Source organism: Streptomyces longispororuber, assembly GCF_024448165.1.
Classification (GTDB): Bacteria; Actinomycetota; Actinomycetes; order Streptomycetales; family Streptomycetaceae; genus Streptomyces; species Streptomyces longispororuber_A.
Window position 1 is genome coordinate 18,211 of the sequence record NZ_JAMOLN010000056.1, and the last position, 19,242, is coordinate 37,452.

The 19,242-nt window shown below is 71.6% G+C and carries 17 protein-coding genes; 10 read left to right on the forward strand and 7 right to left on the reverse strand.

Going from position 1 to position 19,242, the window contains the following annotated elements; all coding sequences use genetic code 11:
* Positions 1-40 precede the first annotated feature (40 nt).
* Positions 41-751 (forward strand): 3-keto-5-aminohexanoate cleavage protein, encoded by a 711-nt coding sequence (locus M4J07_RS17970; RefSeq protein ID WP_255973076.1) that lies wholly within the window; start codon positions 41-43, stop codon positions 749-751.
* A gap of 152 nt (positions 752-903) precedes the next feature.
* On the forward strand, positions 904-1,971 hold the full coding sequence (locus M4J07_RS17975) for an RNA ligase (ATP) (protein ID WP_255973078.1): 1,068 nt from the start codon (positions 904-906) through the stop codon (positions 1,969-1,971).
* A 12-nt stretch (positions 1,972-1,983) separates the two neighbouring features.
* On the opposite strand, the gene soxR is transcribed toward M4J07_RS17975, so the two are convergent.
* The gene (soxR, locus tag M4J07_RS17980) at positions 1,984-2,460 is read right to left on the reverse strand and encodes a redox-sensitive transcriptional activator SoxR (protein ID WP_255973080.1); all 477 of its coding nucleotides are present in this window, start codon (positions 2,458-2,460) and stop codon (positions 1,984-1,986) included.
* Between the two features lie 91 nt (positions 2,461-2,551).
* Here soxR and M4J07_RS17985 point away from each other — a divergent pair, with 91 nt between their 5' ends.
* On the forward strand, positions 2,552-3,013 hold the full coding sequence (locus M4J07_RS17985) for a MaoC family dehydratase (protein WP_255973082.1): 462 nt from the start codon (positions 2,552-2,554) through the stop codon (positions 3,011-3,013).
* Between the two features lie 16 nt (positions 3,014-3,029).
* On the opposite strand, the gene M4J07_RS17990 is transcribed toward M4J07_RS17985, so the two are convergent.
* The 3 genes from M4J07_RS17990 to M4J07_RS18000 form a co-directional block, all read right to left on the reverse strand.
* Positions 3,030-3,659 carry a TetR/AcrR family transcriptional regulator gene (locus M4J07_RS17990; RefSeq protein ID WP_255973084.1) on the reverse strand — a complete coding sequence of 210 codons (630 nt, stop codon included), beginning with the start codon at positions 3,657-3,659 and terminating at the stop codon, positions 3,030-3,032.
* 83 nt (positions 3,660-3,742) lie between these two features.
* Positions 3,743-4,033, reverse strand: a complete 291-nt coding sequence (locus M4J07_RS17995) for a YiaA/YiaB family inner membrane protein (protein WP_255973086.1) — start codon at positions 4,031-4,033, stop codon at positions 3,743-3,745.
* A gap of 61 nt (positions 4,034-4,094) precedes the next feature.
* On the reverse strand, positions 4,095-5,255 hold the full coding sequence (locus tag M4J07_RS18000; protein WP_255973087.1) for an acyl-CoA dehydrogenase family protein: 1,161 nt from the start codon (positions 5,253-5,255) through the stop codon (positions 4,095-4,097).
* 80 nt (positions 5,256-5,335) lie between these two features.
* On the opposite strand from M4J07_RS18000, the gene M4J07_RS18005 reads away from it, so the two are divergent.
* The 4 genes from M4J07_RS18005 to M4J07_RS18020 all read left to right on the forward strand — a co-directional run bounded on the left by M4J07_RS18005 (position 5,336) and on the right by M4J07_RS18020 (position 8,886).
* Positions 5,336-5,989, forward strand: coding sequence for a TetR/AcrR family transcriptional regulator (locus M4J07_RS18005; protein ID WP_255973088.1), 654 nt, complete (start codon positions 5,336-5,338; stop codon positions 5,987-5,989).
* Positions 5,990-6,032: 43 nt separating this feature from the next.
* On the forward strand, positions 6,033-6,749 hold the full coding sequence (locus tag M4J07_RS18010) for an ArsR/SmtB family transcription factor (RefSeq protein WP_255973090.1): 717 nt from the start codon (positions 6,033-6,035) through the stop codon (positions 6,747-6,749).
* Positions 6,750-6,912: 163 nt separating this feature from the next.
* Positions 6,913-7,827 carry a DMT family transporter gene (locus tag M4J07_RS18015; RefSeq protein WP_255973092.1) on the forward strand — a complete coding sequence of 305 codons (915 nt, stop codon included), beginning with the start codon at positions 6,913-6,915 and terminating at the stop codon, positions 7,825-7,827.
* Positions 7,828-7,968: 141 nt separating this feature from the next.
* On the forward strand, positions 7,969-8,886 hold the full coding sequence (locus M4J07_RS18020; protein WP_255973094.1) for an urea transporter: 918 nt from the start codon (positions 7,969-7,971) through the stop codon (positions 8,884-8,886).
* On the opposite strand, the gene M4J07_RS18025 is transcribed toward M4J07_RS18020, so the two are convergent.
* Positions 8,875-10,236: an MFS transporter gene (locus M4J07_RS18025; RefSeq protein ID WP_255973096.1), complete on the reverse strand. Its 1,362-nt coding sequence runs from the start codon at positions 10,234-10,236 to the stop codon at positions 8,875-8,877. The two genes, M4J07_RS18020 and M4J07_RS18025, sit on opposite strands and share 12 nt — an antisense overlap.
* A gap of 245 nt (positions 10,237-10,481) precedes the next feature.
* Here M4J07_RS18025 and M4J07_RS18030 point away from each other — a divergent pair, with 245 nt between their 5' ends.
* On the forward strand, positions 10,482-10,841 hold the full coding sequence (locus tag M4J07_RS18030) for a hypothetical protein (protein WP_255973098.1): 360 nt from the start codon (positions 10,482-10,484) through the stop codon (positions 10,839-10,841).
* Positions 10,842-10,898: 57 nt separating this feature from the next.
* On the opposite strand, the gene M4J07_RS18035 is transcribed toward M4J07_RS18030, so the two are convergent.
* Both M4J07_RS18035 and M4J07_RS18040 read right to left on the reverse strand, forming a co-directional pair.
* The gene (locus M4J07_RS18035) at positions 10,899-11,981 is read right to left on the reverse strand and encodes a Zn-dependent alcohol dehydrogenase (RefSeq protein ID WP_255973100.1); all 1,083 of its coding nucleotides are present in this window, start codon (positions 11,979-11,981) and stop codon (positions 10,899-10,901) included.
* A 16-nt stretch (positions 11,982-11,997) separates the two neighbouring features.
* Entirely contained in the window at positions 11,998-13,386 is a 1,389-nt protein-coding gene (locus M4J07_RS18040) for an aldehyde dehydrogenase family protein (RefSeq protein WP_255973102.1), read from the reverse strand.
* Positions 13,387-13,556: 170 nt separating this feature from the next.
* Between M4J07_RS18040 and M4J07_RS18045 the strand changes: the two genes are divergently transcribed.
* Both M4J07_RS18045 and M4J07_RS18050 read left to right on the forward strand, forming a co-directional pair.
* Positions 13,557-16,142: a S8 family serine peptidase gene (locus M4J07_RS18045; RefSeq protein ID WP_255973104.1), complete on the forward strand. Its 2,586-nt coding sequence runs from the start codon at positions 13,557-13,559 to the stop codon at positions 16,140-16,142.
* Positions 16,142-19,114: an FG-GAP repeat domain-containing protein gene (locus M4J07_RS18050; protein WP_255973106.1), complete on the forward strand. Its 2,973-nt coding sequence runs from the start codon at positions 16,142-16,144 to the stop codon at positions 19,112-19,114. The genes M4J07_RS18045 and M4J07_RS18050 overlap by 1 nt, the downstream gene beginning before the upstream one ends.
* Positions 19,115-19,242: the final 128 nt, after the last annotated feature.

Sequence of the window (19,242 nt, forward strand, 5' to 3'; positions counted from 1 at the left end):
GCTGTCGCTGCTGTCGGTGCCGGCTGGCACCATCGCGTGCATGACGTTCGTACAGGTGTGTCTGAACGGTGCTCGTGGTGCGGGCGACGGCGCGGTGGTGCCCCTGTCGCCGGGCTCGCTGGCGGACTCCGCCGCCGCGGCGGTCGCGGCCGGTGCGTCGGATGTGCATGTTCACCCCAAGTCCCCTTGTGGACAAGACACGTTGTCGCCCCGTTCGGTTGCGGCGACGCTCGACGCGATCCGGGCCCGGGTGGCGGTGCCGGTCGGGGTGACCACGGGCGCGTGGGCCGAGCCGGACGCGGCGGCGCGGGTGGCGCGGGTCCGCGCGTGGACGACGCTGCCGGACCACGCGTCGGTGAACTGGCACGAGGAGGGGGCCGAGAAGGTCGCCGCCGCGCTGCTGGAGCGGGGCGTCGGGGTGGAGGCGGGGCTGTGGTCCGGCACGGACGGGGCGGAGCGGTTCGCGGTGTCGCCGCTGCGGGAGCGGGTGTTGCGGGTGCTGGCCGAGGTCACGGACCCGGATCCGGCCACGGCCGAGGAGTCGGCGCGGGTGCTGCTCGCGGCGGTCGGCGCCGGGCACGGGCGGCCCGTGCTGCTGCACGGGGAGGAGGGCGGGGCGTGGCCGGTGCTGCGGCTGGCCGTGCGGCTGGGGCTTGCGACGCGGGTGGGGCTCGAGGACACGCTGGTCCTGCCGGACGGGGAGCGGGCCACGGGGAACGCCCCGTTGGTACGGGCGGCGCTGGGCGGGTGAGGCGCGGCGCCGGTTCCCGCAGGGCCGCGCACCGACTCCCCGCGGAGCCGCGCATCGCCGCCTAGCAGGTGGAATTCCCGTCGCGCCAGCCGTTTCCCGTGCGGAGAGTTGGGCGGGACGAGAGCCGTACCAGCCCGAGGAGAAACGCCCTCATGTCGACGCTGCGCGTCACCGCCGAGAGCCTGACCATCCACCCCCACCCGAACGCCGACGCCCTCGAACTGGCCCAGGTGGGCCTGTATCGCGCCGTCGTCGCCAAGGGGGCGTACCGGACCGGGGACACCGCCGTGTACATCCCCGAGCAGTCCGTGCTCCCGGCGCCGCTCATCGAGGAGTTGGGGCTGACCGGGCGGCTCGCGGGCGGGAACGCGGACCGGGTGAAGGCGGTGCGGCTGCGCGGGGAGCTGTCGCAGGGCATCGTGTGCCGGCCAAGAGCGCTGGCCGGGGTCGACCTCGGCGCGGCGGCCGGGGACGGGACGGACTTCGCGGAGCTGCTCGGGATCACCAAGTGGGTGCCGCCGGTGCCGCCGACCATGAACGGTGACGTGGAGAGCGCGCCGGAGCTGCTGCCGTGGGTCGACATCGAGAACATCGCGCGCTACCCGGACGTGTTCGCGCCCGGCGAGCCGGTGGTCGTCACGGAGAAGCTGCACGGGTCGGCGTGCCTGGTGACGTACGTCGCGGCCGACGAGCGGGTGTACGTGTCGTCGAAGGGGTTCGGCGCCAAGTCCCTGGCGCTGCAGGAGGATCCGCGGAACCTGTACTGGCGTGCCGTGCGCGGGCACGGGGTCGCCGAGGCCGCCGCCCGGATCGCCGGACGGCTCGGCGCGGCACGCGTCGGGATCTTCGGCGAGGTGTACGGCGCGGGGGTGCAGGACCTGACGTACGGCGCCGACGGCCGCAGGGACACGCTGGGTTACGCGGTGTTCGACGTTGCCGCGGAGATCGGCGGAGAAGTGCGCTGGCTGTCGGCAGACGCCCTGCTCGACGGTGAACTGCCGCTCGTACCGAGCCTGTTCACCGGACCGTACGACGTGGAGCGCGTCCTGCAGCTCGCCACGGGGCGGGAGACCGTGTCGGGGCGCGACCTGCATCTGCGCGAGGGCGTGGTGATCCGTCCGGTCGTGGAGCGGTACAGCCCGGTCACGGGTGGGCGGGCCATCGCCAAGGCGGTCAGCCCGGCGTACCTGACCCGCAAGGGCGGCACCGAGTACGAGTGACGGCGCCGCCGGTCAGGACGGCGCGGGACGCTCCCGGCGCTCCGCCATCAGGCGGGAGCCGGTGAGCCGCTCGCCGAAGACGTCGTCCGGGTTGGACAGGACGCAGGTGTCCAGGGAGAGGCAGCCGCAGCCGATGCAGTCGGTCAGGTGGTCGCGCAGCCGGCTCAGCTGCTTGATCCGCTCGTCCAGTTCGGAGCGCCAGGCCTCGGAGAGGCGTGCCCAGTCGTCGCAGGTCGGGGTGCGCTCCTCCGGGAGCTCGGCGAGCGCGTCGCGGATGGTGGCGAGGGGGATGCCGACGCGCTGGGCGGCGCGGATGAAGGCGACCCGGCGCAGGGTGTCACGGGTGTAGCGGCGCTGGTTGCCGGCGGTGCGGCGGCTGCTGATCAGGCCCTTGGCCTCGTAGAAGTGGAGGGCGGACACGGCGGCGCCGCTACGTGCCGACACCTGACCGACGCTGAGCTCGTGGATCTTCTCCGGGATCTGTGGCACCCGGCCGAGCCTATCCTCCGGGCGGCCCCGTTGTTAGCATGCCTGGAGCACTGAGCAAGCGCTTAGACATTCGACATGGAGGCGACGGAAGATGGCCGAGCCGCGGGTTTTCAAGAGCATCGACGAGCTGAAGGGCGCCGTGGGCGAGCAGCTCGGGTACAGCGACTGGGTCGAGATCGAGCAGCAGCGGATCGACCGGTTCGCCGAGGCCACCGGTGACCACCAGTGGATCCACGTCGACCCGGAGCGCGCCAAGGACGGGCCGTTCGGCACGACCATCGCGCACGGCTATCTGACGCTGTCGCTGCTCCCGCTGTTCGGGCCGCAGCTGCTGTCGGTCGAGGGCATGAAGATGGGCGTGAACTACGGGACGAACAAGGTCCGTTTCCCCGCCCCGGTCCCGGTCGGCTCCCGGCTGCGGGCCACCGCGAAGATCACGTCCGTGGACGACGTGCCGGGCGGCGTGCAGCTGGCCGTGGCGTTCACGGTGGAGCGGGACGGCGGCGACAAGCCGGTCTGCGTCGCCGAGTCGGTGTCCCGCTACTACCTGTGAGCCGGTGAGACAGGCCCTAGCTCCGGGTTCCCACCATCCGCAGGACGAGGTCGGCGTAGAGCGCGCCGACCTCGTCGGGCGTCCGGCGGCCTTCCGCGTTGAACCAGCGGGCCACGTCGATGCAGAGCGAGAGCACGGCGACGGTCGTGCCGGGCACGTCCGGGACGTCGAACTCCCCCGACTTCACGCCGTCGTTGATGATCTCGCGGATGGCCGCGTCGCTCTGCCGGCGCAGCGCCACGATGGCCGGGCGGTGCTCCTCGCCGAGGGAGTCCAGCTCGTACTGGACGACGCGCGCAGTCATGTGGTGGCCGGCATGCCAGCGCACGAAGGAGCGGACCGCCTCCGCGAGGCGCTCCGCCGCGGTGCCCTCGCCCTCGACCGCGCGGCGCAGGATCTCCAGCGCCTTCTCGTGGCCGATGCGGCTGATCCGGAGGAGGAGCTCCTCCTTGGTCTTGTAGTGGATGTAGAGCGCGGCCGGACTCATGCCGGCCCGGCTCGCGATGTCACGGGTCGTGGTGGCGTGGTAGCCGCGCTCGGCGAACGCCTCGACCGCGGCGACCATGAGGCGGCGGGCCGCGTCAGGGGTGACCTCGGACCACGGCATGTCGTCCGAGGGGGCGGCTACCTGCTCGTCCTGCGTCATCGCTGCGCTCGCATCCTGTAGGGGGCGGGCCCACCATACCCTCACAGGTGAGCGAGCGCTTAGGTCGCTCGCGTCCGGGGAGGTCAGGCGACCGTGTTGAAGGGGTCGTGGTCCGCGAGGATCTTCTCCAGGCGGGCCTTGTCCACCCGGCTCACGATCTGGTCGGCCTCCTGGCGGTCGCGGATGACCTTGGCCAGGGTGAAGGCGGACGTCGTGAGGTACAGGACGGCGATCGCCAGGAACGCGCGGATCCAGCCGCTCGCGTCGAGGCTGTAGATCCCGACGGCCGTCGCGGTGATCGCGACGGCGAAGGACGCGATGGCCTGTCCGTAGAAGGCCGTGGTGTTGTGCTGCTTGACCGGTGTCTCACTCATGCCGGACAGCATGGAGCGGATGTGACCGCAGCCACATCCGCTCGGCTACCTAGGTACGTACTCAGAACGCCGAGACGCCCGTCAGCGCGCGGCCGATGATGAGCTTCTGGATCTGGCTCGTGCCCTCGTAGAGGGTCATGACGCGGGCGTCGCGCAGCAGCTTGCCGACCGGGTACTCGTCGATGTAGCCGTAGCCGCCGAAGACCTGGAGGGCGTTGTTGGCGCAGCGGACCGCGGCCTCGGACGCGAAGAGCTTGGCCTTCGACGACGCGGTGGCGAAGTCCTCGCCGCGGTCGATGAGGTCGGCGACGCGCCAGGTCAGCAGCCGGGCCGCGTCCACATCGACCGAGATGTCGCTGATCAGCTCCTGGACCAGCTGGTACGAGGCGATGGGCTTGCCGAACTGCTCGCGCTCCGCGGCGTAGCCGACCGCCGCGTCGAGCGCGGCCTGCGCGATGCCGACGCAGCCCGCGGCGACCGACATCCGGCCCTTGGCGAGGGCGGCCATGGCGATCGAGAAGCCCTTCCCCTCCGGGCCGAGCATCGCGGAGGCGGGCACGCGCACGTCCTCCAGGACCAGCTCCGCCGTCGCCTGACCGCGCAGGCCGAGCTTGCCGTGGACGGTGCGGCGGGTCAGTCCGGGGGTGTCGGTGGGGACCAGGAAGGCGGAGACGCCCTTGTGTCCCGGGGCGTCCGTGGAACGGGCGAAGAGGAGGACGACGTCGGCCCAGGTGCCGTTCGTGATGAACATCTTGGAGCCGTTGATCACCCAGTCCCCGTCGGAGCCGCCGTCGCGGACCGCCCTGGTCGTCAGGCTCCCGGCGTCGGAGCCCGTACCGGGCTCGGTGAGGCCGAAGCAGCCGAGCGCCTCGCCCGCCGTCAGCCTCGGCAGCCACTCCCGCTTCTGCTCCTCGGTCCCGTACGACTGGACGGTCTTGGCGACCAGGCCGAGGGAGACCGAGACGATGCCGCGCACGGAGGAGTCGCCGCGGCCCAGTTCCTCGGTCACCAGGCAGTACGCGAGGTGGTCGCCGCCGGAGCCGCCGTACTCCTCGTCGATCGTCAGGCCCAGGAAGCCGACCTCGCCGAGCTTCTTCACGATGCCGCGGTCGACCTCCTCGCGGCGGTCCCACTCCACGACGTTCGGCGCGATCTCGCCGGCCACGAAGTCCTCGGCGAGCCGCCGGACGGCCGCCTGCTCCTCACTCAGCTCCAGATTCACGGACGACTCCCCAGGCACGGTGGCAGATGCTCTTAAATTAGCACTGCTAGTTTTACGGTGACAGCCCTACTATGTGCGGCATGGCCCGACCGCGCAAGCCCCTCCTCAGCACCGACCGCATCGTCGACGCGGCCCGCGCCCTCGTCGACGCCGAGGGGCTGGCCGCCGTCTCGACACGGCGGCTCGCGGCCGAACTCGGGGTCAGCGGGCCCTCCCTCTACAACCACTTCCGCACGAAGGACCAGATCCTCGAAGCCGTCGCCGACTCGGTGAGCGCACAGGTGGACCTGTCGATGTTCGACGCCGCCGACGAGCGGGACTGGCGCACGGCGCTGCACGACTGGGCCGTCTCCTACCGGGCCGCGCTGCGGGAGCACCCGAACATCGTTCCCGTGCTCGCCCAGGGACCGGGCCGGCGCCCCGCCGGACTCCGGCTCGCCGACGCCGTGTTCGGCTCGATGGTCGACGCCGGGTGGCCGCCCGCGCAGGCCACCTCCATCGGCGCGCTCATGCGGTACTTCGTGATGGGGTCCGCGCTCGGATCGTTCGCCGGCGGGTTCGTCGACGACCAGGACGCGTACGACCCCGCCGACTACCCGCACCTCGGGCAGGCGCACCTGCTCGCCGACCGGCAGGACGTCGTGGACGAACGGGCCTTCGAGACGGGGCTCGCCGCGCTGCTCGACGGGCTCGCGGTGCAGTTCGCCGCACTGCCGGTGGCCGCGCCCCACTGACGTTTCGGTGTGCGCCGAACCGTCCCTGGCCCATCCTTGAGCCATGGCTGTTTCGGCTGCGTCCAAGGAACCAGGTGCCGCCCGGCTCGCCGCGCTCACCGCACTGATCGCCGACGAGACCCGGGCCTGCTGTCTGCTCGCGCTGCTCGACGGGCGGGCCTGGACGGCGGGTGAGCTCGCGCGGCACGCGGGGGTCGCCGCGTCCACCGCGAGCGAGCACCTCGGCAAGCTCGTCGCGGGTGGGCTGCTCGCGGAGGAGCGGCAGGGCCGGCACCGGTACGTACGGCTCGCCGACGCGCAGGTCGCGCAGCTCGTGGAGGGCCTCGCCGCGTACGCCGTGCCGGGGGGCGGGGAGCGGCCGCGGACGCTGCGGGCGTCGTCCGCGCGCGATGCGATGGCGCGGGGGCGGACCTGTTACGACCACCTCGCGGGGCGGCTCGGGATCGCCGTGACCGACGGAATGGCGGAGCGGGGGCTGCTCCGCGTCGACACCGGGTTCTCGCTGACCGAGGCGGGCCTCGGCTGGTTCCGGGGGCTCGGGGTGGCGCTCGACTCCGGTGGGCGCCGGCCGCTGGTCCGCGGCTGCCTCGACTGGACGGAGCGGCGTCAGCACCTTGCGGGTGTAGCGGGGGCCGGGTTGTGCCACCACGCGTTCGCCTCCGGCTGGGTCGAGCGCATCGGCTCCGAACGAGCGGTCCGCCTGACGACGACCGGCCACGACGTCCTCCGGTCGGAGCTGGGTGTACACCCCCGCGAGTAGCCCCTCCGGCCTTCGGGTCCCTCCAGGCCGATGGGGGCTGTGTCATCAGCGGCTCCGCCGCGGGGCGCGACCAGCCCACCACACACCCGCAGACGCCGACCGGCAGAATCCGGCAGACGTATCCGCGAGACCCCACCCCGTCCGACCCGCACCAAGGAGAACCGTGCACCCGTCCACCCGCCCCACCGCGGCAGCGGCCCTCACCGTCATACTCTGGGCCTCCGCCTTCGTCGGCATCCGCAGCGCGGGCGCGCACTACTCCCCCGGTGCCCTCGCCCTGGGCCGCCTCCTCGCGGGCGCCCTCGTGCTCGGAGCGATCTGCGCCGTACGGCGCGAGGGGTGGCCGCCGCGCGAGGCGTGGCGGGGCATCGTCGTCTCGGGCGTGCTCTGGTTCGGGGTGTACATGGTCGCCCTGAACTGGGGCGAGCAGCAGGTCGACGCGGGCACGGCGGCGCTCGTCGTGAACATCGGGCCGATCCTCGTGGCGCTGCTGTCCGCCCGGTTCCTCGGCGACCCGCTGCCCCCACGGCTGCTCGCGGGGATGGCGGTGTCGTTCGCGGGCGCCGTCGCCGTCGGGTTCTCCATGTCCGGGGAGGGCAGCGCCGACGTCGTGGGCGTCGTACTGTGCGTGATCGCCGCGATCGGGTACGCCTGCGGCGTCGTGGCGCAGAAGCCGGCGCTCGGCCGGGCGAGCGCCTTGCAGGTGACGACGTTCGGGTGCGCGATCGGCGCGGTGGCGTGCCTGCCGTTCGCGGGACAGCTGGTGCACGACATGGCCCACGCGCCCGCGTCGGCGACGCTCAACATGCTGTACCTGGGCGTCTTCCCGACGGCGCTGGCCTTCACCACCTGGGCGTACGCCCTCGCCCGGACGACCGCGAGCCGGATGGGCGCGACGACGTACGCCGTGCCCGCGCTGGTCGTCCTGATGTCCTGGCTCGTCCTCGACGAGGTGCCGGGGCTGATCACGCTCGGCGGCGGGGCCCTGTGCCTGGCCGGGGTCGCCGTGGCGCGTTCCCGCCCCCGGTACGCGCGGGAATCGGCACCTGCGCCCGTCCCGTCCGAGAAGCGGCTGTAAGGTCCATGCGCCGGGCTGGGAAACATCGTCGTAACGCGGGAGCGGCGCATGGCAGAGATGGCGGGTGCCGCAATTCGCCCTGAAGCAGGGCGTAGTGGGGCTGCCGATTGCAGGCAGTTCGGGGTGCGGGTGCTGCGCGGGATGGGGCAGGTGGCGTTCCTGCCGCGGGCGCTCACCGGTGTCCTGTTCACCGTGGCGCTGTGCGCGGCCGGGTGGGAGTACGGGCTCTACGGGGTCGGGGGCGCGGCCGTCGGCACGGGCGTCGCCTGGCTGCTCGGGGTGGCTCGCGAGCGGCTCAGCCAGGGCATGGAGGGGTTCAACTCCTGCCTGGTGGGGGTGAGTTGCGCGGTGTTCCTGCGGCCCGACCGGGTGGCGACGGCGCTCGTCGCGCTGCTCGGGTGTGTGGTCGTGACGGTGGCGACGGCTGCCGCGGGGCGGGCGTTCGGGACGTGGGGGCTGCCCGCGCTGACGCTGCCGTTCTGTGCGGTGGCCGGCGCGATCACGCTGGCGGCGCCCGGCTTTCCGCGGGTGTGGAGCGGAGGCGGGGCCGGGCTCGCCGCACTGCCGAAGCCGGTGGAGGGCACCACGGAGGGGCTCGGGTTCGCCGGTGCGGCGCGGGGTTTCTTCGCCGGGTTCGGCCAGGTCTTCCTGATGCCGCAGTGGTACGTCGGGGCGTTCGTGCTCGCCGGGCTGCTGGTGGCCGGGCTGCGGGTGGCGGGAGTCGCCTGTCTCGGGAACGCCACCGGGATGGCGGCGGCCTGGGCCCTCGGGGTGCCCGCCGACCGGCTCGCGGACGGGACGTGCGGCTACAACGCGGTGCTCGTCGCGCTCGCGCTGTGCGGTGTCTTCCTGGCGCCCGGACCGCGCACGCTGCTGTACGCGCTGGTGGCGGCCGTCGTCGCGACCGCTTTCGCCCCGGCGTTCGGCGCGCTGGTCGCGCCGGTCGGCGGGCACACGTTCACCTGGCCGTTCGTCCTGACGACGCTGGTGTTCCTGGTGGCGGCGCGGTCGTTCCCGAGACTGACCGCGCCGCCCGCGCCGGACGCGTCAGGAGCGTGAACCCGCCCGGCCCGCGAGGACCTTGATGGACGCCAGGGCGATCACGGCGAGCCCGATGATGTAGGCCGACACAGCCATCGACGTACCGCTGGCCTCCAGGAGCAGCACCATCACGAACGGGGCCAGTCCGCCGCCGAGCACCGCGGCGATCTGGTAGCCGAGCGAGGCGCCCGTGTACCGCATCTCGGGCGTGAACAGCTCGGCGAACAGGGCGGCCTGCGGCCCGTACATGATGCTGAGGAAGCAGCTGGTGACGAAGGTGCCGACGGCCAGCCAGAGCAGCGATCCGGTGTCGATGAGCAGGAACATCGGCACCGCCCACACCGCGAGGCCCAGCGCGCCCGCCGCGTAGATGCGGATGCGCCCGATGCGGTCGGAGAGCGCCGCCGCGGCCGGGATCAGGGCGAGTTGGGTGAGGCTGACGCAGAGCGAGACCAGCAGGACGGCCTCGCGTTCCATGTCGAGCTCGCGGGTCGTGTAGTCGAGGACCCCGGTGATGAGGATGTAGAACGTGGCCGTGTTCACGGCGAAGGAGCCGCCCGCGAGGAAGACCGTGCCGAGGTGCTCGCGCAGGATCGTGCGCAGCGGCGAGTGGGCGGCGCTCGCCGCCTTCTCGGAGTCCGCGAGTTTCCGCTCGGCCTCCTTGAACTCGGGCGTCTCCTCGACCCGCGTGTGGATGTAGAAGGCGAGCGCCAGGACCAGCAGTCCCGCCAGGAACGGCACCCGCCAGCCCCAGGCCGCGAACGCCTCGTCCGAGGTGACCGCGCCCGCGACGAGGAAGACCGTGTTCGCGGTGATCACGCCGATGGGGACGCCGAGTTGGACCAGGCTGCCGTACAGGCCGCGCTTGTTCTCGGGGGCGTACTCGGTGGCCATCAGCATGGCGCCGCCCCACTGCGCGCCGACCGCGAGGCCCTGCACGATCCGCAGGAGGACCAGCAGGATCGGCGCGGCCACGCCGACCGTCTCGTACGTGGGGAGCAGTCCGATCCCCGTGGTGGACAGGCCCATCAGGGTCAGGGCGAGGACCAGCATGGGCTTGCGGCCGCGCTTGTCGCCGAGGTGTCCGGCGATGGTGCCGCCGATGGGGCGGGCGAGGAAGCCGACGGCGAACGTCGCGAAGGCGGCCAGTACGCCGGCGGTGGGGCTGCCGGAGGGGAAGTACAGGTCACCGAGGACGAGGGCCGCGGCGATGCCGAAGACGAAGTAGTCGTACCACTCGACGGCGGAGGCCAGGGTCGCGGCCGTGGCCACTCTCCGGCGGGAGCGGGTGCTGTCGTGGGGAGAGGTGGTGCTGTCCGTGCTGTCGGTGCTGGTGGTGCCGGGGTGAGCGGATGGTGCTTCGGCCATGCGGACACACTCCGATGGGGTGTGGGGACGTGGTGGCGGCGCCGCGTTTCCGGGGAACGTACCGACCAGACGGTACGGGGTCAACGGTCTGGCGGCACGGATCGATCGAGCAGGCCAGTAACGCCTCGGTAATGGCCGCTGCCTAGCGTCCGAACCCCTCGCCGGCCATCGGGCAACTCCCGTACGGATCAGCGGGGTTCGGACTGCACGGCCACGAGCCGTGCCCAACCAGACAGGGAATCCTCATGCTGCGACACCACGCCTGGCGCGCCGTCCTGGTCGGCGCCACCCTCACCGCCTCGGCCGCGTTCGGCTCGGGTGCGGCGAGTGCCGCCGGCGCGCAGTCCGACGTCGTCGCCTGCCACGCCGACGGCTACGTCTGCCTGACCACGAACGACCTCTTCGAGCCGACCGTCTCGGTCGCCGAAGGGGAGGACTACGCCTTCTTCCGCGCCACCGAGGTCACGAGCATGTCGAACGACACGGCCATGACGTACTGCGTCGACGCGGAGTACGGCTTCAAGCTGTCGCCTGGGCAGTCGATCGAGGTGACGCACACGGTGACCGGTCTGACGGCGGCGCCCGACGGCAACTGCCTCAGCTGACCGGTCCGGTGGCCCGCCTCCGTCCCCCCGGAGGCGGGCCCCCGTGCCACTGAACCCCTAGAACACCACCAGCGCCCGGCCGCCCTTGCCCGCGACCATGTTGTCGAACGCGGCGGGAATGCCGTCCAGAGCGATGTGCTCGGTCACCAGCGCGCTGAGGTCCAGGCGGCCCGCGCGGATGTGCTCGGCGAGGACGGGGAGGTCCTCGGCCGGGTCGGAGTTGCCGTAGACGCAGCCGGACAGGGTGCGGCCCCAGTGGAAGAGTTCCAGCGCGTTGAAGGTGACCTGCTGGTCCTTGCCGCCGATGCCGACGACCGTGGTGCGGCCACCGCGGCGCGTCGACTCCCAGGCCGTACGGATCGTCACCGCGCGGCCCACGCACTCCACGGCCACGTCGACGCCCTGCTTGCCGGTGAGGCCGCGGATCTCGCGGGCGGTGTTCTCGGAGGCGATGACGTAGTCGGTGGCTCCGGCCGTCCGCGCCAGCTCCTCCTTCTCCGGGGAGACGTCGACCGCGATGATCTTCGAGGCGCCGGCGATGCGGGCGGACTGGATCGTGGCCAGCCCCACCCCGCCCACGCCGTAGACAGCCACCGTCTCACCCTCGCGTACGCGCGCCGAGTGGTGGATCGCCCCGTATCCGGTGAGGACGGCACAGCCGAGGAGGGCCGCGTCCGTGAGCGGGACGCCGTCCGGGACCGGCAGGACGCAGTTCGCGGCGACGACCGTCTCTTCTGCGAACGCGGCGACGTTCAGGCCCGGGTGGAGGTCGCTGCCGTCGGACGACCGGTGCGCGTAGACGTCCCCCGCACCCGCCAGCGCGTTCGCGCACAGCCACACCTCACCCAGCGAGCAGGCGTGGCAACTACCGCACGAGGGCGCCCAGTTGAGGACGACATGGGCACCCGGTGCGACGTGCGTGACGCCTTCACCGACCGACACGACGGTGCCCGCGCCCTCGTGCCCGAGGACGGCCGGGACGGGGACGCGCATGGTGCCGTTGGTCAGGGACAGGTCGGAGTGGCAGACCCCGGCGGCGGCGAGCTTGACGCGGACCTGGCCGGGGCCCGGCTCGGGCAGGTCGATGTCGGTGATCTCCAGCGGGGAGCCGACGGCGGGCAGTACTGCGGCGCGAACCATGTGGATCTGAACTCCCTTAGAACTGGAGGGACTTGGTCTGGAGGTACTCGGACAGGCCGTGCGAGCCCAGCTCGCGGCCGACGCCCGACTGCTTGTAACCGCCGAACGGAGCGAGCGGGTTGAAGCGGCCACCGTTGATGTCGACCTGTCCGGTGTCCATACGGCGCGCGAAGGCGACGGCCTCCGCGTCGTCGCCCGCCCAGACCGCGCCCGCGAGGCCGTACACGGTGCCGTTGGCGATGCGCAGGGCGTCGTCCTCGTCCTCGTACCGGATGATCGAGACGACCGGGCCGAAGATCTCCTCCTGCGCGATGGTCATCTCGGGCGTGACGTCGGCGAAGACGGTCGGGGCGACGAAGTAGCCCTTCTCGTGCGGGGTCCCGGTGCCGCCGACGACGAGGCGCGCGCCCTCCGCGACGCCCTTCTCGATGTAGCCGCGCACGCGCGCCTGCTGCTTGGCGTTGACGAGCGGGCCGATGCGGTCGCCGTACTTGGCGGCAGCGGCGCCCGCGAGCTCCACGGCCTCGTCGTACTGGGAGGTGTGCACGAGCATGCGGGTCCAGGCGCTGCACGTCTGGCCGGAGTTGCCCATGACGTTGGCGATGCCGACGTTCACGGCCTTCGCCAGGTCCGCGCTCGGCAGGATCACGTTCGCCGACTTGCCGCCGAGCTCAAGCGCCACGCGCTTGACGGCCGCGCCCGCCGTCGCGCCGATCCGGCGGCCGACCGCCGTCGAGCCGGTGAAGGAGACGAGGTCGACGTCGGCGTGCTCGGCGAGGGCCTGGCCCGCGACCGGGCCCAGGCCGGTGACCAGGTTGAAGACGCCCGCGGGGATGCCCGCCGCGTCGACCGCCTCGGCGAACAGCTGGGAGGTGAGCGGGGTGTCCTCGGCGGGCTTGAGGACGACCGTGCAGCCGGCGGCGAGCGCCGGGGCGACCTTGGCGACGATCTGGTGGAGCGGGTAGTTCCAGGGCGTGATGGCGCCGACGACGCCGACCGGCTCGGCGTAGACGGTCGAATTGCCGACCTTCTCCTCGAAGGGGTACGAGGCGGCGAGCTCCGCGTACGAGCCGGACACCAGGATCGGTACGCCGGCGTGCACCATCTGCGAGAACGGCAGCGGCGCGCCGAGCTCGGCCGTGACCGTCTCCGCGACCTCGTCCTTGCGGGCGACGAGCACGTCGCGCAGGGCGGCGATCTTGGCGGCGCGCTCGGCGGGGGCCGTCGCGGCCCAGGCCGGGAAGGCGGCGCGGGCGGCGCGCACGGCGGCGTCGACGTCCTCGGCGGTGCCCGCGGGGACATGGCCGATCACCGACTCGTCGGCCGGGTTGACGACGGCGATGGTCTCGCCGCCGACGGCGGCGCGCCACTCTCCGCCGATGTACATCCCCTCGTGGGCCTTCATGGCTCTCCTCCCGGTACTGCCTGGTCGTCCTGAGCCCCCAAACTAGCGGTGATAGTTTTCCGGCGCCAGGGACGGACCGGAGACCCCCGTCACGCCACCAGTAATTCCTCAGTAACGGCATCTTTCTAGCGTGCGAACTCCCCCGTACCGTTCCCGGAGGAGCACCCCCGATGCACCTGCCCCGACCGCCCCGGCGCAGAACCGCCGTATGGGCGGCGGCCGCGTTCACCGCGACCGCTCTGGCCGCCGGCGTGATGCCGGCCGTCGCCGCCGACACCCCGTCCGCAGCGGCTACCGCGAAGATCGACTCGGCGCTGAGCAGCGCCGTCGCCAAGGGCGGCGACACGACGTTCTACGTCAACCTCACGTCCCAGGCGGACCTGTCCGGCGCCAAGAAGCAGAAGACGCACGCGAAGAAGGCCAAGGCCGCCTACAAGGAGCTGCGCGACCACGCCGACGACAGCCAGGCCTCCCTCAAGTCCTTCCTGGACAAGGAGAAGGTCGGCCACAAGGACTACTGGATCGCCAACACGATCCAGGTCACCGGTGACCAGGCCCTCGTCGACGAGCTCGCCAAGCGCTCGGACGTCGCCTCGATCGTCAAGGCGCGGCACTTCAAGCTCGACGGCATGGAGACGTCCGACGCCATGGTCACCAAGTCGCGCACCGCGACGGTGGGGGCCGAGTCGACGGCTGTCAGCCCCGAGACGCCCGACTGGGGCATCTCGGACATCAAGGCCGACCAGGTCTGGGACCAGTACAAGGACCGCGGCGAGGGCATCGTCGTCGCCAGCGTCGACTCCGGTGTGCAGTACGACCACCCGGACCTCGTCGCCAACTACCGCGGCAACAACGGCGACGGCACGTTCACGAACGACTACAACTTCTACGACCCGTCGGGCACGTGCGCCACCAGCAGCACCCCGTGCGACAACAGCGGCCACGGCACCCACACCATGGGCACGATGGTCGGCAAGAACGGCATCGGCGTCGCGCCGAACGCCAAGTGGATCGCCGCCAAGGGCTGCGCGTCCTCCGAAGACTGCTACGACGCCGACCTCCTGGCGGCCGGTCAGTGGATCCTCGCGCCGACCGACCACAACGGTCAGAACCCGCGCCCTGACCTCGCCCCGAACATCGTCAACAACTCGTGGGGCGGCGGCGTCTCGACGTTCTACAAGGACATCGTCGAGGCGTGGAACGCCGCGGGCATCTTCGAGGCGTTCGCCGCCGGCAACGACGGTGACGGCAAGACCTGCTCGACCACCCGCGCGCCCGGTGCGCAGGACACGTCCTACGGCGTCGGCGCGTACAACTCCGCCGGCTCGATCACCAGCTTCTCCGGCTTCGGCCCCTCCCCGGTCGACGGCTCGGCCAAGCCGAACATCTCGGCGCCGGGCGAGGACATCACCTCGGCGTGGCCGGGTTCGTCGTACAACACCATCTCGGGTACGTCGATGGCGACCCCGCACGTCGCGGGCGCCGTGGCCCTGCTGTGGTCGGAGGCCCCCTCGCTGATCGGCAACATCGCCGAGACCCAGAAGCTCCTCAACGAGGGCGCCCGTGACGTCGACGACACCCACTGCGGCGGCACCGCCGGCATGAACAACGTCTGGGGCGAGGGCAAGCTCGACATCCTCACCTCCATCGACAAGGCCCCGCACACCGCGGCCGACGTCACCGGCAAGCTCACCGACAAGGCGACCGGCGCCGCCCTGTCCCACGTCACCGTCACGGCCACCGCGGCCGACGGCACGGTCCGCACCGTCACCACCGGCGCCGACGGCACCTACCGGCTGACGCTGCCTCCGGCCACGTACACCTTCACCTTCAGCACCTACGGCTACGCGAACGGCTCGGCGGCCGGTGTCACCCTCACCACGAGCCAGGCCTTCACACAGGACATGGCGCTGACCGCGGCTCCCTCGCACAAGGTCTCCGGCACCGTCCTCGACGTCACCGGCAAGGCGCTCGCGGGTGCGAAGGTCGAGCTGAACGGCTCGCCACTGGACAACGCCACCACCGACGCCAAGGGTCAGTACTCCTTCGCCAAGGTCTCCGAGGGCTCCTACAACCTCGTGGTGAAGCCGGTCGCCCCCGTGCTGTGCAACGGCGTCTTCAACGGCACCGCCACCGTCGGCTCCGCCGACCTGTCCAAGAACGTCCAGGTCCCGAACCGCGCCGACAACGCGGGCAACTCCTGTGCCCCGGCCGCCTACTCGTGGATCAAGGGCTCCAGCAAGGTCTCCCTGTCGGGTGACGAGGACGCCGCGAAGGTCACGCTGCCCTTCCCGGTCAAGCACTACGGCGTCTCGTACACCTCGGCCTCCGTCACCACCGACGGCCTGATCAACTTCCTGTCCTCGCGCACCGGCGACTACAGCAACACCGTGCTGCCGTCGACCGGCGCCAACGGTGTCAAGGGCATCGTCGCCCCGCTGTGGGACGACCTGACGCTCGACAGCAAGTCCTCCGTGCAGACGGCCACCACCGGCAGGTCCGGCAGCCGCAAGTTCGCCATCGTGTGGAACAACGCCGCCTACGGCAACGGCACTTCGGGCCGCACCACCTTCGAGGCCGTCTTCGACGAGGCCACCGGCGCCGTGACCTTCCAGTACCAGACGGTCGCCGACAAGGGCGCGGGCGCCACCGTCGGCATCGCCGACCAGGCGGGCACCGACGCCCTGCAGTACTCCTACAACCAGTCCGTGATCGGCAACGGCACCGCCGTCCGCTTCACGCAGGGAGCCAAGTGATGAGAGCCCTCCACTCGCGGCGGGCCGTGCGGCTCGCCTCCGCCCTGGTCGCAGCGGGCCTGTGCCTGACCGCCGCCCCGCTGGCCTCGGCCGCCGACGGCGACGACGGCGTCATGAAGCTGACCAGCGCCCAGGCCAAGAAGCTCGCCGAGCGCATGAGCGTCGACGTGTACGGCGACCGGACGGCCACGGACACCGACACGAGCTCGGACGCGAAGGACGCGACCGCGAACTCCGTCTCGGGTACGGACTCCGCCACGGACTCCGGGTCCGGCGTCTCGGCCGCGACCGACGGCGCGTCGGTCGCCGGCGTGGGCGCGAAGGTCACCTTCAACGCCAAGTCCACGCTGGAAGGCGTGCGCGGCCTCGCCGACACGGTGCCCGTCGCAAAGGGTCAGTACTACACCGTGAACAGCCTCGGCAGCGTCCAGCTGCACAACGCCGACGGCTCCACCGCCTGGGCCCGTACCAACGCCTCGCTGTACACGGACTGGCAGGTCAAGCCGTTGCAGGCGTGGCGGGTCGAGCCGTACCCGGCCCGCATCGTGATGGGCTACAACGCCGTCAGCCCGTTCTCGCCCGCATCGGACCAGGGCTACGACACCGCGGACCTGACCGGCGACGGAACGCCCGACATCGTCACCTCGGCCGCCGTCGGCTTCACCCCCACTCCCCGGGCGTTCACCTCGCCGGGCTCCTCGCTGAGCCAGGGCACGTTCGTGACCGTCATGGACGGCAAGACCGGCAAGACGCTGTGGTCGAAGCTGTACTCGTACGTCACCAAGGTCAAGGTCGTCGACGGCACGCTGGTCCTCGCGAACTCGCCCCGCTACAACTCGGTCGCCCCTGCCTCCGAGACGGCCACGCTCACGGGCATCCGCTTCGGATACGCCGACGGTACGCTGACCCCGTCCGCGACGTGGACGTACGACACCAAGGAGAACCGCAGCGTCAGTTGGGGCGCCCTGGAGAGCACGGGCGACGGAAAGATCGCCGCGTCCTGGAGCCTGCGCAAGACCACCGATGTCGACGGGCACGGCACCACCGTCCTCCTGGACGTCGGCGACGGCTCCGTGGACTGGACGAGCGACAGCGACCTGTACGGCCGCCAGCTCCACCTGGACGCTGCGCGCGGCCGTCTCGTCGCCCTGGAGCAGCCGGACTCCAGCGACGCGGTCGGCTACTCGATCGTCGCGTACGACCTCAAGAGCGGTGAGCGCACGACGCTGACCACCCGTGAGAACTCCATGGCCACGGCCCTCACGGTCGGTGACGCGTCGTCCGGCGACGGCGCGGAGTACGCGGTGAGCGAGGCGACGCTCGACGAGAACTACGTCATCAACGCCAGCACGATCCGCGTCCTCAAGGGCACGGACGGCTCGACGGTCAAGTGGACTTACACCTTCAAGCGCGACGCCGCCAACACCTCCGACGGTCCCATCGTCTGGCGCCTGGACGCGGCCGGCGGCAAGCTCGTCAGCTCGGCGCGGAGCGACAAGGACATCACCACCGCCGACAACGAGGCCGACCTGCGCTACGGCGCCCTCACCGTCTTCAACGGCAAGGGCGCTGTCGACTGGCGGCAGGACGGCGTGAACGCGTCGCCGATGTTCCACGAGCTGCTCAAGTCCGGTGGCACCGACCTCGTGCGCACCGTCGACCTGAACCAGAACATCCACACGTACAAGCTGGGCAGCGGCAAGCAGCAGAGCCTCACCCCGCTCCAGGGCGACCTGAACTACGCGCAGGCCGTCGACCTCAACGGCGACAAGAAGAAGGACGTCGTCGCGGGCGGCAACTCGGACGGCGTGTGGGCCTGGTCGGGCCCGTCGCTGGTCAGCGGCGAGCCGAAGCAGCTGTGGAAGGCCACCGTCCCCGGCGAGGTGCACAACATCGCCACCGGTGACGTCAACGGCGACGGCAAGCCCGAGGTCGTCGTCGCCGCCGACACCGCGACCGTCATCCTCGACGGCGCCACCGGCAAGACCCTGACCACCATCGACGGAGGCGGCCAGTACGTCCGCTCGGTGACGGTCGAGGACGTGAACGGCGACGGCAAGGACGAGGTCCTCGTCCCGACCGACGCCCTGCGCGTCTACAACGCCCGCGGCACGAAGCTGTGGTCGTACTCCGCGCCGTCGAGCGCCGGTGACGTCGTGTTCTCCGACACGGTGTTCTCCGACGGGCAGGTGTACACGCAGTACTCCAGCGTGAACGCGCTCGATCTCGCCGACTCCGCCCAGAACGGGCTCGCCCTGAACGGCAAGACCGGCAAGGTCATCTGGACGGCCGACCCGAAGGCTCCGGCCAAGGCGGTCGACGGCAAGCTGCACGGCGCGGTCCTGGACCACGCGGTCTTCGCGTCGCCGAAGATCCCGTACGCGGACGGGCACGCGGTCGTCTACACCTGGATGGCGTTCACCGACCCGACCACCGCAGGCGACCTCAGCAGCGCCACCGCGCACACCGTCATGGAGATCCGCGACGGGCGCACCGGCGAGGTGCTGCACACGAAGGTCACCGGCAGCCCCTGGTCGTTCGGCAACTACTTCATCGACGACACCGCGACGGGCACCACCCCGCTGTACGCGATGGGCTTCGGCGTGTGGTACGGCTTCGACGCCGACGGCAAGGAGACCTACAGCTCGGTGGTCTCGCCGCTGCGCCGGGCCCAGTTCATCACCGGGCCGGGCGGGCGGAGGCTGGTGGCGGGTGGCACCGAGTCCGGGGCCGGCGTGTGGGACCCGTCCCTGCTGACCTCCGGCAATTCCTTCCAGTCCTCCACCGGTGGCGTGACGCTGATGGGCGGCCGGAACTACCTCGCCGCCGACCTCGACGGTGACGGTGCCGACGACATGGTGTCGCTGAACTTCGACCACCTGGGCAACAACCGGATGGCCGGTCTGCTGGGCGGCGGTGTGCTGTCCCTCGACGACGGCATCCACCAGATGACCACGTTCACGCTGTCCTGACCCGCGCACAGCGGTAGTCGACGAAACCCCCTGGGCCTCGGCCCAGGGGGTTTCTCGTGCTCACGACCACCCCGCCACCCCTCCCCAACTGCCAGTAATTCCACAGTAACGGCGGCTCCCTACCGTGC

What these genes read in the sequence shown, in the direction of transcription:
- M4J07_RS17970 (WP_255973076.1), top strand. Translation starts at nt 41, where the DNA reads ATGACGTTCGTACAGGTGTGTCTGAACGGTGCTCGTGGTGCGGGCGAC.
- M4J07_RS17975 (WP_255973078.1), top strand. Translation starts at nt 904, where the DNA reads ATGTCGACGCTGCGCGTCACCGCCGAGAGCCTGACCATCCACCCCCAC.
- M4J07_RS17985 (WP_255973082.1), top strand. Translation starts at nt 2,552, where the DNA reads ATGGCCGAGCCGCGGGTTTTCAAGAGCATCGACGAGCTGAAGGGCGCC.
- M4J07_RS17990 (WP_255973084.1), bottom strand. Translation starts at nt 3,659, where the DNA reads ATGACGCAGGACGAGCAGGTAGCCGCCCCCTCGGACGACATGCCGTGG.
- M4J07_RS17995 (WP_255973086.1), bottom strand. Translation starts at nt 4,033, where the DNA reads ATGAGTGAGACACCGGTCAAGCAGCACAACACCACGGCCTTCTACGGA.
- M4J07_RS18005 (WP_255973088.1), top strand. Translation starts at nt 5,336, where the DNA reads ATGGCCCGACCGCGCAAGCCCCTCCTCAGCACCGACCGCATCGTCGAC.
- M4J07_RS18010 (WP_255973090.1), top strand. Translation starts at nt 6,033, where the DNA reads ATGGCTGTTTCGGCTGCGTCCAAGGAACCAGGTGCCGCCCGGCTCGCC.
- M4J07_RS18020 (WP_255973094.1), top strand. Translation starts at nt 7,969, where the DNA reads ATGGGGCAGGTGGCGTTCCTGCCGCGGGCGCTCACCGGTGTCCTGTTC.
- M4J07_RS18025 (WP_255973096.1), bottom strand. Translation starts at nt 10,236, where the DNA reads ATGGCCGAAGCACCATCCGCTCACCCCGGCACCACCAGCACCGACAGC.
- M4J07_RS18030 (WP_255973098.1), top strand. Translation starts at nt 10,482, where the DNA reads ATGCTGCGACACCACGCCTGGCGCGCCGTCCTGGTCGGCGCCACCCTC.
- M4J07_RS18035 (WP_255973100.1), bottom strand. Translation starts at nt 11,981, where the DNA reads ATGGTTCGCGCCGCAGTACTGCCCGCCGTCGGCTCCCCGCTGGAGATC.
- M4J07_RS18040 (WP_255973102.1), bottom strand. Translation starts at nt 13,386, where the DNA reads ATGAAGGCCCACGAGGGGATGTACATCGGCGGAGAGTGGCGCGCCGCC.
- M4J07_RS18045 (WP_255973104.1), top strand. Translation starts at nt 13,557, where the DNA reads ATGCACCTGCCCCGACCGCCCCGGCGCAGAACCGCCGTATGGGCGGCG.
- M4J07_RS18050 (WP_255973106.1), top strand. Translation starts at nt 16,142, where the DNA reads ATGAGAGCCCTCCACTCGCGGCGGGCCGTGCGGCTCGCCTCCGCCCTG.